This is a genomic window from Trinickia fusca (assembly GCF_003628145.1).
Lineage (GTDB): Bacteria > Pseudomonadota > Gammaproteobacteria > Burkholderiales > Burkholderiaceae > Trinickia > Trinickia fusca.
On the sequence record NZ_RBZV01000002.1, the window covers coordinates 657,778 to 671,464 of the forward strand.

Genomic DNA, 13,687 nt, shown 5'->3' on the forward strand with positions numbered 1-13,687 from the left:
AAAATCAGCGCTTGCGCGAAGAGGACTTGGCAGGCGCCGCGCGGCGAAACTCCTCGATCACGTCCTCGAATTCGGACACGTCTTCGAAGCGCCGATAGACGGAAGCGAAACGCACGTAGGCAATCGTATCGAGCTGACGCAACTCGTTCATCACGAGTTCACCGAGCCGCTCGCTACGCACCTCACGCTCGCCGCTGCCGAGCAACTGATATTCGATGCGGGCGACCGCCGCGTCGATCGCGTCTGCCGCAACCGGGCGCTTTCTGAGCGCCAGTTGCATGCTCGCGACGATCTTGCGGCGGTCGAATTCCGTACGGCTGCCGTCTTTCTTGACGACCGCCGGCAACATCAGCTCGACCCGCTCATACGTCGTGAAACGTTTGTCACAGGCCGGGCAGCGACGCCGGCGGCGAATCGCCGCACCGTCCTCCGATACGCGCGAGTCCACGACCTGCGTATCTTCGTGCCGGCAGAAAGGGCAGCGCATGGATTAACGATAAACGGGGAAGCGCTTCGTCAGATCCGCCACTTGCGCGCGCACGCGCTCGATCGTGGCCGCATCTTCCGGGTTCTCGAGCACGTCGGCGATCAGGTTGCCGACCAGCTCCGCTTCCTGCGGGCCGAAGCCGCGCGTCGTCATCGCCGGCGAGCCCAGGCGGATACCGCTGGTCACGAACGGCTTCTCCGGATCATTCGGGATCGCGTTCTTGTTGACGGTGATATGCGCTGCGCCGAGTACCGCTTCGGCAGCCTTACCGGTGATGTTCTTCGCACGCAGGTCGACGAGCATCACGTGGCTTTCGGTGCGGCCCGACACGATGCGCAGGCCACGCTTGACGAGCGTCTCGGCCAGCACGCGCGCATTCTCGACGACGCGCTGCTGATACTCCTTGAATTCCGGCGCCAGCGCTTCCTTGAACGCCACGGCCTTGGCCGCGATCACGTGCATGAGCGGACCACCCTGGATGCCCGGGAAGATCGCCGAGTTGATCTGCTTCTCGTACTCGGCCTTCATGAGGATCACGCCGCCGCGCGGGCCGCGCAGGCTCTTGTGCGTCGTGGTCGTCACGAAATCAGCGTGCGGCACCGGGTTCGGATAGACGCCAGCCGCGATCAAGCCTGCGTAGTGAGCCATGTCGACCATCAGGTACGCGCCGACCGACTTCGCGATCTTCGAGAGACGCTCGAAGTCGATGCGCAGCGAGAATGCCGACGCGCCAGCCACGATGAGCTTGGGCTTGTGTTCTTGCGCGAGCTTCTCGGCCGCATCGTAGTCGATGTCTTCGCCTTCGTTCAGGCCGTAGCTGACGACGTTGAACCACTTGCCCGACATGTTCACGGGCGAGCCGTGCGTCAGGTGCCCGCCGTGTGCGAGGCTCATGCCCATGATCGTATCGCCGGGCTTGAGCATGGCGAAGAACACGCCCTGGTTGGCCTGCGAGCCCGAGTTCGGCTGCACGTTAGCGGCTTCGGCGCCGAACAGAGCCTTCACGCGGTCGATCGCCAGCTGCTCGACGATGTCGACGTATTCACAGCCGCCGTAATAGCGTTTGCCGGGATAACCCTCTGCGTACTTGTTCGTCAGTTGCGAGCCCTGAGCGGCCATGACGGCGGGGCTCGTGTAGTTTTCCGACGCGATCAGCTCGATGTGCTCTTCCTGACGGCGGTTTTCCTGTTGGATCGCGTTCCAGACTTCGGTGTCGACCGTGGCGATGGTGCTTTGGGCTCTGTCAAACATACGGATTCCGTTAAGGGTGTACAGGTTGGCCGGATCGTGCGCGGATCACGTAGCGATCGGACGCTTGCGCTGCTGGCGGCAGTGCCAGCCCTGACGTGGCGGGTGAAGTCCGTTACGCGGGCAGGAACAACCGCTTGCGGCACAAACGACGGCGCGCAATATCGGCTGCCCAGGCGAACGGCAAAACGGCACCCTGCGCTTCACGGTGGGTCGCTCCACCTTGACCCCGAGGGATCTTATCGCCAGTCACGCAGGGATGAGCGCGTTAGTGTATTGGAAGCGCAATCAATAGGCAATTGCGGTTCGCGAGCCCACGCCAGGCCCCGCGCACTCGAATATTGAAATGACATTGAAAGCAGAGCCGCACGCCGGCCAGCCGATATCGGTAACGACTGCCGGCCCAACTCGCCGCCGTCACCACCGCCCAGCACGATCGACCGACCTGATTTCGGGATGCTGGCTCGCGTTCCGGTAGAATGCGCGGCATGGATATGACCACCAGCCGTCCCGAGGCCGAATCGGGCTTCACTTGGCCGATCCGCGTGTATTACGAAGATACCGATGCGGGCGGCATCGTCTTCTACGCGAACTACCTGAAGTACTTCGAGCGCGCGCGTACCGAATGGCTGCGCGCCTGCGGCATCGATCAGTGCCGCCTGGCGGACGAGACCGGCATCATGTTCGTCGTGCGTCACACGGCAGTCGATTACCGCGCCCCCGCGCGTCTCGACGATCAGCTGACAATCGTCAGTCGAATCGAGAAGCTAGGGCGTGCCAGCGTCGATTTTGCCCAGCAGGCCTGGCGCGGCGATGTCCTGCTCGCGACGGGGGACATCCGCGTCGCCTGTGTCGAGCGCACTGCGCTCAAACCGGCCGCGCTGCCTGCGACCGTCGCCACCGCGCTCGAGCGCGGTCCCGTGCACCCGGATATGTCAACGGCAAACGCATAAATCCCGTTGAGTCTAGGTCCATGAACTTGTATCGTCCCGATCGATCCCCAGCCGCGCACGGCAAGAGGCCGCGACTGCTTTCAAGTCCCCGACTGAAACGTTCGCTGCGCCTTGCAGCGGGGCCCGTCCATTCGGACGTCAAAGCAAAACCCTTATGAACAACGCACAAGATCTGTCGATCATCACCCTGGTTCTGAACGCGAGCGTCCTCGCCCAGGCAGTCATGGCGCTGCTGCTGTTGCTGTCGTTGATGTCCTGGACGTTCATCTTCCGCAAGTGGTTTGCGATCCGGCGCGCGCGAGCGCAAACTGAACGATTCGAGCGCGACTTCTGGTCGGGCGGCGATCTGCAAGCGCTCTACCAAAGCGCGGCGAACAACCGCCACACGATCGGCGCACTGGAGCGCATCTTCGAATCGGGCATGCGCGAATTCCTCAAGGGCAAGGAAAAACGCATCACCGATGCCGGCGCGATCCTCGACGGCGCACGCCGCGCGATGCGCGCGGCGTTCCAGCGCGAGATGGATGTGCTCGAAGCGAATCTCGCCTTCCTGGCGTCGGTCGGCTCGGTCAGCCCGTATATCGGTCTGTTCGGCACCGTGTGGGGGATCATGAACGCGTTCCGCGGCCTGGCCAACGTGCAACAGGCAACGCTCGCCAACGTCGCGCCCGGCATCGCCGAAGCGCTGACGGCTACCGCGATCGGCCTGTTCGCCGCGATCCCCGCCGTCGTCGCGTACAACCGCTACGCGCACGACATCGATCGCCTAGCGATCCGCTTCGAGACGTTCATCGAAGAGTTCTCGAACATCTTGCAGCGTCAGGCGCATTAAGGAGTACGCAATGGCCGGCTCCACCAACCGTTCCAGCATGCGCGGCGGCCGTTCGCGCCGCGCGATGGCCGACATCAACGTCGTGCCGTATATCGACGTGATGCTGGTGCTTCTCGTGATCTTCATGGTGACGGCGCCACTGGTCGCCCCGGCGATCGTGAATCTGCCCACCGTCGGCGGCGCCGCGCCGCAACAGCAAACGCCGCCCGTCGTCGTCAACATCCGCGCCGACGGCAAGATGAGCGTGCGCTACAAGGACGACGCCGGCGCCACGCAGCAACTGGATATGACGCGCGCCGACCTGAACGGCTTCGTCACCGAACGCGAGCAGTCGCACCCCGATCAACCGGTCGTGATCGCCGCCGAGAAGACCGTGCAGTATGACGCCGTCATGAACGTCATGTCCGACCTGAAGGCGCGCGGCGTCAAACGCGTGGGTCTGCTCGTCAAATCGCAATGAAGAGCCAGAAGTCCACCTACCCGCTGCAGCCGCCTCGTGAACGAGGCACGACGCGCGCGTTCCTGTTCGCGCTGCTGATGCACGTGCTGCTCGGGCTGTTCCTCTATCACGGCATCCACTGGCAAAACAGCACGCCAGCCGGTGCCGAGGCGGAGCTTTGGACCGAGACGCCGGAACAGCCCACGCCGACGCCCGCCCCCACCCCGCCCGTTCAGGTCGCGCCCGCACCGCCGGTCAATCAGGAAGAAGCCGACATCGCGCTGCAGGAGAAGAAGCGCCAGCAGCAAGAGGCCGCACGCGAGGCACAACTGGCCGAGCAGCAGCGTCAGAAGCTGTTGGCCGAGCAACAAGCGCAAGCCAAGCGTCAGCAGGACTTGGCACGCGAGGCCGCGGCGGAAAAACTCAAGCAGCAGCAGGCGCAAGCAGAAAAGTTGCGTCAGCAGCAGCTCGCCGAGCAACAAAAGCTCAAGGAAGAGCAGCTCAAGCAGGAGCAATTGAAGCAACAGCAGCTCGACGCGCAAAAGAAGGCCGAGGCTGACAAGGCCGCGAAGATCAAGGCGCTTGCGCAGCAGCAGGCCAAGCAAAAGCAGCAGCTCGATCAGGAGCGCCGCGCCCGCCTCGCGCAATTGCAAGGCCTGGCCGGCGAAAGCACGAGCGGCAACGGGCTTGCGACGAGCGGCACGGGCAGCGGCTCGGGCGGCACGGCCACCTCACCGGGCTACGCCGACAAGGTGCGCCGACTCGTGCGCTCGCACCTCGTATGGCCTGGCGACACCAAGGGCCTCGAAACCGTGGTCGCCGTGCGCTGCTCGCCTACGGGCACGCTGCTCTCGGCGACGATCGAGCGTGGCAGCGGCAATTCGCAGTGGGACGATGCGGCGTTGCGCGCAGTCCAGGCTTCGGACCCGATGCCGCTCGACACCAACGGCCGTGCGCCCGCCTCGTTCAAGGTGACGATCCGGCCATCGGCAGGGTAATAAAGTGCATATGACAGGAACGAAACCTGCTGTCGCTAGTCTCTTTGCTGTTGTACCCACTTCTTGTTTCAGGATTTTTTGAGCATGAGTTTGATGACGAAGCTAGGCCTGAGAACGCTGTTGACGTCGTGTTTGATCGCGGCAAGCGGCGTGGCGCAGGCACAACTGAACGTTCTCGTGACGGGTGTCGGTTCGACGCAATTCCCGATCGCCACGGCAAACTTTGCCGGCCAGCAGAATTCCCCGCAGAACATCAGCCAGATCGTGCGCGACGACCTGCAACGCAGCGGCAAGTTCGCCAACGTCGACGCCGGTAGCGCGCCCGTATCGGAAACCGACTCCGTCGACCTCAGCGGTTGGAAGACGAAAGGCGCGGACGCGTTCGTCGCCGGCAGCGTCACGCGGCTGGCGAACGGCCAGTACCAGGTCAATTTCCGGCTGTACGACACGGTGAAGCAGCAAAGCCTCGGCGGCCTGTCGCTGACGAGCCCCGATAGCGGTCTGCGGATGACGGCGCACAAGATCTCCGACTACATCTACCAGAAGCTGCTCGGCACGCGCGGCGCGTTTGCCACGCGCCTGTCGTACGTCATCAAGAACGGCAGCCGCTATCAGCTGCAGATTTCGGATTCCGACGGGCAAGACGTGCACGTGGCCCTCTCGAGCCCCGAGCCGATCATCTCGCCGGCGTGGTCGCCGGACGGCACGAAGGTCGCCTACGTGTCGTTCGAGCGCAGGAAGCCGATCGTCTACGTGCACGACCTGCCCACGGGGCGTCGCGTCGTCATCTCCGACCAGAAGGGCAACAACAGCGCGCCGGCCTGGTCGCCTGACGGCCGCACGCTCGCCGTGGCGCTCTCGCGCACCGGCAACACGCAGATCTTCGCGGTCAATGCGGACGGCTCGGGCCTGCGCCGCCTGACGCAAAGCAGTACGATCGACACGGAGCCATGCTTCTCTCCTGACGGTCAATCGATCTATTTCACGAGCGATCGCGGCGGTCAGCCGCAGATCTACCGCATGTCGGTGCACGGCGAAAGCTCGGGCCCGGCACAACGCGTGACGTTCACGGGCAACTACAATACGAGCCCGCGCGTGAGTCCCGACGGCAAGGACCTCGCATACATCTCGCGCGTCGGCGGTGCGTTCAAGCTCTACGATCAGGATTTGCAAAGCGGCGTCGCAACGGCGCTGACCGACACGACACATGACGAATCGCCGAGCTTCGCGGCGAATGGTCAGTACCTCCTTTACGCCACTCAGGTGAACGGCCGTGGCGTGTTGGCTGCTGTCTCGACCGACGGTCGGACGCGGCAAATCCTGTCCGTTCCAGGCGGCAGCGTACGCGAGCCGTCCTGGGGTCCGTTTATGCAATAACACACAAGGAGAGTAAGAAATGATGTCCAAACTTCGTGCAGCGTTTGCGGTGTTGATCGTGGGCGTTCTGGCCGCCTGCAGCTCGGGCACCAAGGTCAACGAAAACCCGACGCAAGGCGCTGTCAGCACGCAGCCGAGCCCGACCGCAGTCGCACCGGTCACGGTTGACGAACTGAACAACCCGAACAGCCCGCTGGCCAAGCGCAGCGTCTACTTCGACTTCGACAGCTATGAAGTCAAGTCGGAATACACCTCGCTGCTGCAAGCACACGCGCAATATCTGAAGGGCCATCCGGATCGCCACATCCTGATCCAAGGCAACACCGACGAGCGCGGTACGAGCGAATACAACCTCGCGCTGGGTCAGAAGCGTGCGGAAGCAGTGCGTCGCGCACTGGCGACGTACGGCGTGGCCGATTCGCAAGTGGAAGCTGTGAGCCTCGGCAAGGAAAAGCCGGTGGCAACGGGTCATGACGAGGCTTCGTGGGCGCAAAACCGCCGCTCCGATATCCTCTATCAATAAACCACGGTAACGGGTGACAACGCGTATGACGCACCGTTTTTCCTGGCTGCGAGGTACCGCAGCCGCATGCGTGGCCGCTTCGGCGCTCGTCGCCGGGCCGGCGCACGCGGGCTTGTTCGATGACGATCAGGCCCGCCAGGCGATTCTCGATCTGCGCAGCAAGACCGAGAACATGGCGAGCCAGCTCGCCGCCGCGCAGCGCACGATTCTCGATCAGTCGAACCGTATCGATCAGTTGAACCAACAGATCGCGACGTTGCGTGGGCAGAACGAGGATCTGACGAACCAGGTCACGACCCTGCAGAAGCAGCAGAAGGACTACTACACCGATCTCGACACGCGGCTCAAGAAGTTCGAGCCGCAGCAGCAAACGGTCGACGGTGTGGAGGGTACGGTGCAGCCCGGCGAAACGGAGGCGTTCAACGCGGCGTCGCAGCAGTTCCGTAACGGCGACTTCAAGGGAGCGACGGCAGCGTTCCGCGACTTCATCTCCAAGTACCCGCAGAGCCCCTATCAGCCGACGGCGCAGTACTGGCTCGGCAACGCGCTATATGCGCTGCACGACTACAAGGGCTCGACGGCGACCTGGCAGAACGTCGCCAAGAACTATCCGCAGCACCCGCGCGCCCCCGAAGCGCTGCTCGCGATCGCGAACAACCAACTCGAGTTGGGCCAGAAGGCCGCGGCTCGGAAGACGTTGCAGCAGATCGTCTCGCAATACGGCAATTCGACGGTAGCGCAAACGGCGCAGACCAAGCTCTCGCAGATCAAGTAAGGTAAGCGGGAGCACTGGAAAGCGCCGGTGGTTTCGCTGGCAAGGCCCGAAGTGTGTTCAACGCTTCGGGCTTTTCTTTTTTGCGGTGCGCAGTCTGCGGTTGACATGCGCCCGAAGCTCCCGCTATAATTTTGCCTCTTTTGGGTCGTTAGCTCAGCTGGTAGAGCAGCGGACTTTTAATCCGTTGGTCACAGGTTCGAATCCCGTACGGCCTACCAAAGACACAAGGAAAGGGCTTAGCAGAGATGCTAAGCCCTTTTTCTTTGCCCTCCCTAAATCGATATTCGACATCGATTCCCACCGAGCCCTTGCGCGAAGGTACCGTCCACTTACCTCGCCTGCCGCGCAAAGCATGTCCTGTCCGCTACAACGCGGTCACACATCAAACCCACTCAGGCCGACCGTCTGCTCTCGCATCTTCGGTGGTAGCCTCAGCCACGCCATCACAACAAATATGTTGTACACTCACTTGCAAACGCAACATTTATGTTGCATATTTAACTCATTCTGATCTTCCAGAAGAACGCATGAAGTACAGCGAATTCAGGCGATGGCTTCGTGAGCAGGGGGCCGAATTCAAACCTGCTCGCGGCAGCCACTTTCGCGTCACGCTCAATGGTCGATCAACGATTTTCCCCGACCACGGCGCAAAAGAGATTGGTAAGGGACTTGTGGAAAAGATCAAGAAGGACTTAGGGCTCAAGTAGGCCAGCAGCCCTATAGAGGCTACAGTTCGAACACCAACTCCTCCCCCGGTTGAATCGCTAACGAAACGCGAACTATGTACAGCTATCCTGTCCATCTCGAAAAAGACACGAACGGTTCCTTGCTCGTGACTTTCCCGGATATTCCCGAAGCGGCGTCCGTCGGCGACGACGAGGACGAAGCGTTGCTCAACGCACTCGATGCACTCGAAAGCGCCATCGAGATTTACTTCGATGAAAAACGAGAAGTACCGGCACCATCGAAGGCACGTAAGGGACAACGGACGGTTACCCTCCCTGCCCTTGTTACCGCCAAAGTGCTCCTCGCCAACGAAATGGTGCGCCAAGGCGTGCGCAAGGCCGAACTGGCACGGCGTCTCGAGCTGCACATGCCGCAGATCGACCGCCTGCTCGATCCGCGGCATTCGTCAAAGCTCGATACGATCGAACGCGCTTTTGAAAAGCTCGGCAAACGGCTGGATGTTTCCGTCGTTTGATAGCAAACAGAGATCGCCAAGCACGTCTGTATCTAATGACATGACCGAACAGCACCGATCGGCGATCCCCCTCACCGCAAGATACATCGCGGATCAGCGCGAAAATCGCGACCTGATCCCGCACGAAGTTGTCAGTCGTACCGTCGACGGAGCGACGCCCCTGCGCGCGTGGCGCGAGCACCTTGACCTCACGCAAGCGGAAGTGGCTGAACGACTCGGGATTAGCCAATCCGCCTATGCACAGCAGGAAAACAGCGAGCGTCTGCGCAAATCGTCACGGGAGAAGATCGCTGCAGCGCTTGGCATTACAGCGGCCCAGCTCGATTTCTGAAGGCCTTCGGCATCGGGATTCCCCGCCACCCCTCACGGCATCCCAACAGGCGCCACCATCGCCTTGCGCACATCCTTCCAAGGCAGCGTCACGCCTTCCCCACGACAAGGCCGATCCGCCTCGGAGTACGAGAGCGCGGCGAAGAGCCCCTCCTTGCGCGGTGCGAGTTCAAGCATGCCGGCCCAGGTCTTGTCGCCGTAGTGGGCCCAGTTCGTGCACTGGGTGCCCTTGCACTCGTAACTCGCCAGCCCTTGCGTCAAGCAGCTGTCCTCACTGCCACCGCTTTCCTGCGAGGCCTTGCGCAGCACCATCGAGACGAGATCGTCGCCTTTCGCGTAGTCGAAGGTCTTCGTGTCCGCCGGCGGAAAGCGAAAGATACGGCTCCAGTCCAGCGCCTTACCCGTCTTCAAATCGTACGTCGTCGAGTGCCACGAACTGGACGGATGCGCGGCGCCCGGCCAGTCCCAGCCACAGGTCTCGTCGACCGTGAAAAAGCGCGCGTTCGCGAAGCTCACCTTCGAGTCACACGATGTACTGCCGCCCGGCAATGAAGCGAGCGCCTCGCTGATGTCCTCACGAAAGCCCCGCTCCAGCGACGCATTGACGGCATCCATCGCGCCCCGATCGGGCGCTGCGCTCAATTGCACCATCATCGCGCCGCTACGTTTCTCGCGGACGAACTGCCAGGCGATCGCACCGTCATCGCTATGCCCATTGCGCGCCATCACTTGCGTCGGCGCCTCGCTACGCAAGCACTCGTAAGCGCGCTCACTGTCCGAATGCGCGTCAAAGTGCACGTCACACGTCACAGCGGCGCGCTTGAGCTCGACGGGCAGCGTCTGCGCGGCGGTTGCCGTCTTGCGCCAGTTGCCCTTCACGACATCGCCTTCGATGCTGAGCGTCCAGTAACCCGTTGGCGCATCGCAGGTCTTCGGTTCATCGTTGCCACCATCGAGCGGACATTCGACGAACTGCCCGGGCTTGCCCGCTTGAACGAGGCCGATGTCGACACCCTGTGAACGATAGAAGTAACGGCCCACGCGCGCATGATCGAACTCGTAGAGCCGCAACACGATCGCCGACTTGCCCAATGTCCCTACGTAGGAATCCGAAGCATCTGCAGCATGCGCGGCCCCTGTGACTGCGCATATCGCGAGAAGAGAAACCATCGACTGCCATCGCATCGCAACGTCCCTCCCACTCGTAAGGTCAGGTCAATAGTCGTACACGTGCTCGGGCGTAAAGCCCATCGTGGGCGCATCGGCCAGAAACGTCGATAGCCGGCCGACGGGCATCAGCAGCCCCAGGCGCCGCGCATGAGCAGGCATCGTGAGCGGCTGCTCGAACAGCACTTGCCAATCCCCCTTCTGCGGATTCGCATCGTCGTTCGCCCAAACCGTCACGAGAATCGGCGACTTGTCGCCGTTGCCCGCAATGTCGACGATGCGCACACCCTGCTGCGCCAGCGTCGTCGCCGCAAGGCGGAAATCGAAATAACGTGGCAGCGACAGCAGCGCACGACCATCGGGCAAGCGGCGCAGCACCTCGACGCGCGGCGGCGGCGCCCACGTCTGCGGCAGCTGCTCGACCACCACGTCGGTCGTCATCAACGCGGGCGTGTAGGCCGCGCGCGTCGCCTTCTCGATCAGCTTGCCGTAGACCGCCTTGATCGCATACTCGGTGGTCAACGCATAGCGCCGCTCCCACTTGCGCACCATGCCCGGCCCCGTCATCGGCACATCGGTCCACAAGTGCTTGAGCCGCGACGTGAAGTCGAACAGATACCACGGCTCCTGGCGAATGAAGTCGACGTACTCCTGTGCGGCCTTGGCGGCATAACGATCTTCGTCGGTCAGCCGAGCGCCGTCGAGCAGCCAGCTCACGCGCCCCAGCGTGTTTTCGTAGACCGAACGCAGCGCATATTCGGCCGTCGTGCTCGTCGCGATGACCCAGATCATCACGTGATAGCCGGCGTTGAACGGATAGTCGCGGCGCATCTGCTCGCGCGTCACCGTCGCATACGCGGACCACAGCTGGCCGACCTGCCCGATGAACGGAAATGCCTGCGGCGGCTTGACGGCGACGATCCGCGCGTACTCGGCCGGGCTGTGCACGAGGTACCACTCGGGAAACGTCAGCAGCGTCTGCTCGGCGCCACGCCGCGCGTCGGGCGGCACCGCACTTTCCTGCGCGGCGCCGGAACCCAAAGCCGAAACCGCGCCCCACGCCCACGGCGTCGTCAACGCAGCCGCCGCCGCGATGGCGGCAAGCCCAACTCGCCAACGCCGGCTCATGCGCGTTCTCCGTGGCGCACGAACGCCAACAGCAGGTTGTCCGACGGATCGCCCTCCTGCCGCAAACGCAGCCCCGTATGACGGAAGCCTGCCGCTTCGATGCGCGCGATCCAGTCGTCGATGCTGCCGAATTGACGCAGTTCCTTCTGGTTGGTCTCCCAGGTCTCGCCGAGCCCCGCGTTGAACACGGTATGCGCGAGCGACACGAACGCGTCCATCTGCGGCGTCTTCACGTCATGGTCACGCACGATGAAATAGCCGCCGGGCCGCACGATCTGCGCGATCGACGCGAGAAACGGCGCGAGCTTGGACGGCGCCATATGGTGCAAGCCGATGAAGCAACTCACGAGATCGGCGCTTTGCGCAGGCAGCGCAATCGGCGCGTAATCGTCGAGCGGTACGTATTCGCCGATATTGCGCACCTGGCCGCGTTCGACGATGTCGACGGGGCTCATGCCGGGCGCCACGTCATGCACGAGCGTCACGCTGCCCTTCAGGCGCAGATGCTTGCGCAGCGCGCGCACGTAACGCCCCGTCGTGCCGATCTCGACGTAATCGCGCAACTCGACGTCGCCGAGCAGCGTCGCCGCCTGCCGCCCCATCTCGGTCTTTTGCGTGGCCAGCGACGGCAATGCATGCGTGAGCATCGCGAGCGCCGGCGTGATCGACTTGAGTCCGGCCTGAATGCCGCGATAAATCGATTCGTCGTCGCGATGCTTGGCGGCTTCCGTCTTGATCAGCGTGTGCAAACGGTCCTCGGGCAGCACGTTGAAGACGTTCTTCAGGAACAAATAGAAGCGGTCCGACTGGCGCGCATCGCGATAGATCGAACCGAACAGCGAGCCCGCCGCCCCCTCTTGTGCCATGTGCGCGGCCCGCGCGCCGCCATCGAGCAGCGGCGCATAGTAGCGATCCCACAGCGCCCCGCGCAGCCGGTAATGCGGATCGAGGTCGGCTTTGAGCGCGAACATCTCGCGCGCACGCGGGTACGCGCGATGAAACTGTTCGTCGGTCGCATGCAGCTGGTAGGGCAGATAGTAGGTGCCGCCCCGCTCGAGCACGGCGTCGATGAGCTCGCGCGTCCACACGGCCACGCGCTCCTTCGCGTTCTCGCGCGTGCGCTGCTTGTAGTAGAGGACGAACGCGAACGTCTCGCCGCGCGCCCATGCCATGACGGTCCCGTTGTCGCCCAGCGCGTGACGCACCGAGATGTTCACGACGTTCACGTTGTGACGGGCCAGCACCGCCCCCATCGCGCTCGCGAAGCTGCTGACGGCCGAGGCCGGCACGAAGTACTCCTGCAGCACGTAGGTGCGATTGCGCCGGTTCAACGGCTCGAGCTCGGCCACGTCGTAGCCGGCCTCGTAGTTGCGCCAGTGCACCTTCTTGCCGAGCATGATCAGCGGATCGTACAGATACTCGCGACGGAACTTGCCGAGCGGTGTTTCGGTGATGGCCCACAGAAAATACTTCGCGGCCCAGAAGCCCCGGCTCAGCGGCTGCAGGCGAGGCTCCGTCGCAGGCTCGTCGGTGACGGTCCAGCTGACCGCGCGCCCGCGCTCATAGCTGGGCGGGTACAGATCGAAGTTGTGAAAGACGATGTCGCGATGGCCACGCACGTTCGCATCGAACCACGTGGCGTAATCCTCGGTGCGCATCTTCTTGTCGCTGCGTGCGACGCGTGTGTTCGGCACGAGCTCGAGCTCGGCTTCGACGATGATGCCGATGCCGCCATAGCCGCCGATGGCCGCGTAAAAGAGCGTCGCGTTCTCGGTCGGCGTCGCTTCGACGACCTCGCCGTTCGCGAGCACGAGCGTAATCGCGCGCACCGACAGCACGACGGGCCCGAGCCCCATGTAGCGGCCGTGCGCATTGACCGACAAGGCGCCGCCGACCGTGAAATTCGCGTACGTCTGCATGATCTTCACGGCCAGGCCGTGCGGATCGATGAAGCGCTGAATGTCGCACCAGCGGATGCCCGCCTGCACGCGAATGACGGCCGCGTGCGGATCGAAGCGGATCACGCGGTTCATGTTGCGCATGTCGAGGTGCAGCGTGCCGGGGCTGGCCGTATGGCCGCCCATGCTGAAATGTCCGCCGCCGGTCGAGACTGGCAGATTCGTACGCACGAGCGTATCGACGACTTCTTGCGTGGTCGTGGGCGAGACGACCGAAAAAACGGGAGTCCGGTTGAGCTGGGTGACGTCGTTGACTGTGGGCATATCGCTG

General features: G+C 63.0%; 15 protein-coding genes, 1 tRNA gene and 1 riboswitch. Of the genes, 11 read left to right on the plus strand and 5 right to left on the minus strand.

Going from position 1 to position 13,687, the window contains the following annotated elements; genetic code table 11:
• Positions 1-4: 4 nt before the first annotated feature.
• Together nrdR and glyA are read right to left on the minus strand one after the other, a co-directional pair.
• A complete protein-coding gene (gene nrdR, locus D7S89_RS07720; protein ID WP_121277024.1) occupies positions 5-487 on the minus strand; it encodes a transcriptional regulator NrdR in 483 nt (160 codons plus the stop codon).
• A 3-nt stretch (positions 488-490) separates the two neighbouring features.
• Entirely contained in the window at positions 491-1,738 is a 1,248-nt protein-coding gene (glyA, locus tag D7S89_RS07725; RefSeq protein WP_121277025.1) for a serine hydroxymethyltransferase, read from the minus strand.
• Positions 1,739-1,898: 160 nt separating this feature from the next.
• Positions 1,899-1,998, minus strand: a riboswitch (ZMP/ZTP riboswitch).
• Positions 1,999-2,214: 216 nt separating this feature from the next.
• Between glyA and ybgC the strand changes: the two genes are divergently transcribed.
• From ybgC to D7S89_RS07785, 11 genes are all read left to right on the plus strand, one after another.
• Positions 2,215-2,688 carry a tol-pal system-associated acyl-CoA thioesterase gene (ybgC, locus tag D7S89_RS07735; protein ID WP_121277026.1) on the plus strand — a complete coding sequence of 158 codons (474 nt, stop codon included), beginning with the start codon at positions 2,215-2,217 and terminating at the stop codon, positions 2,686-2,688.
• A 154-nt stretch (positions 2,689-2,842) separates the two neighbouring features.
• Positions 2,843-3,520, plus strand: coding sequence for a protein TolQ (tolQ, locus tag D7S89_RS07740; protein WP_121277027.1), 678 nt, complete (start codon positions 2,843-2,845; stop codon positions 3,518-3,520).
• Positions 3,521-3,530: 10 nt separating this feature from the next.
• A complete protein-coding gene (gene tolR / locus D7S89_RS07745; protein ID WP_121277028.1) occupies positions 3,531-3,980 on the plus strand; it encodes a protein TolR in 450 nt (149 codons plus the stop codon).
• Positions 3,977-4,957 (plus strand): cell envelope integrity protein TolA, encoded by a 981-nt coding sequence (gene tolA / locus D7S89_RS07750; protein ID WP_121277029.1) that lies wholly within the window; start codon positions 3,977-3,979, stop codon positions 4,955-4,957. The genes tolR and tolA overlap by 4 nt, the downstream gene beginning before the upstream one ends.
• A gap of 84 nt (positions 4,958-5,041) precedes the next feature.
• Positions 5,042-6,334 (plus strand): Tol-Pal system beta propeller repeat protein TolB, encoded by a 1,293-nt coding sequence (tolB, locus tag D7S89_RS07755; protein WP_121277030.1) that lies wholly within the window; start codon positions 5,042-5,044, stop codon positions 6,332-6,334.
• Between the two features lie 19 nt (positions 6,335-6,353).
• The gene (pal, locus tag D7S89_RS07760; protein ID WP_121277031.1) at positions 6,354-6,857 is read left to right on the plus strand and encodes a peptidoglycan-associated lipoprotein Pal; all 504 of its coding nucleotides are present in this window, start codon (positions 6,354-6,356) and stop codon (positions 6,855-6,857) included.
• Positions 6,858-6,882: 25 nt separating this feature from the next.
• The gene (gene ybgF / locus D7S89_RS07765; protein WP_121277032.1) at positions 6,883-7,632 is read left to right on the plus strand and encodes a tol-pal system protein YbgF; all 750 of its coding nucleotides are present in this window, start codon (positions 6,883-6,885) and stop codon (positions 7,630-7,632) included.
• A 142-nt stretch (positions 7,633-7,774) separates the two neighbouring features.
• Positions 7,775-7,850 (plus strand) — tRNA-Lys (locus D7S89_RS07770).
• Between the two features lie 309 nt (positions 7,851-8,159).
• A complete protein-coding gene (locus tag D7S89_RS07775; protein WP_121277033.1) occupies positions 8,160-8,339 on the plus strand; it encodes a type II toxin-antitoxin system HicA family toxin in 180 nt (59 codons plus the stop codon).
• A gap of 74 nt (positions 8,340-8,413) precedes the next feature.
• Entirely contained in the window at positions 8,414-8,833 is a 420-nt protein-coding gene (locus tag D7S89_RS07780) for a type II toxin-antitoxin system HicB family antitoxin (protein WP_121277034.1), read from the plus strand.
• Positions 8,834-8,873: 40 nt separating this feature from the next.
• Complete coding sequence (locus tag D7S89_RS07785; protein ID WP_121277035.1) at positions 8,874-9,164, plus strand: helix-turn-helix domain-containing protein; 291 nt, start codon at positions 8,874-8,876, stop codon at positions 9,162-9,164.
• A 32-nt stretch (positions 9,165-9,196) separates the two neighbouring features.
• Here D7S89_RS07785 and D7S89_RS07790 read toward each other — a convergent pair whose 3' ends face one another.
• Genes D7S89_RS07790 through D7S89_RS07800 form a run of 3 tightly spaced genes read right to left on the minus strand, consistent with a single transcriptional unit; the run spans position 9,197 to position 13,680 of the window.
• On the minus strand, positions 9,197-10,333 hold the full coding sequence (locus D7S89_RS07790) for a hypothetical protein (RefSeq protein ID WP_147426611.1): 1,137 nt from the start codon (positions 10,331-10,333) through the stop codon (positions 9,197-9,199).
• A 45-nt stretch (positions 10,334-10,378) separates the two neighbouring features.
• Positions 10,379-11,458, minus strand: a complete 1,080-nt coding sequence (locus D7S89_RS07795) for a hypothetical protein (RefSeq protein ID WP_121277037.1) — start codon at positions 11,456-11,458, stop codon at positions 10,379-10,381.
• Positions 11,455-13,680, minus strand: coding sequence for an FAD-binding protein (locus D7S89_RS07800; protein WP_121277038.1), 2,226 nt, complete (start codon positions 13,678-13,680; stop codon positions 11,455-11,457). The genes D7S89_RS07795 and D7S89_RS07800 overlap by 4 nt, the downstream gene beginning before the upstream one ends.
• Positions 13,681-13,687: the final 7 nt, after the last annotated feature.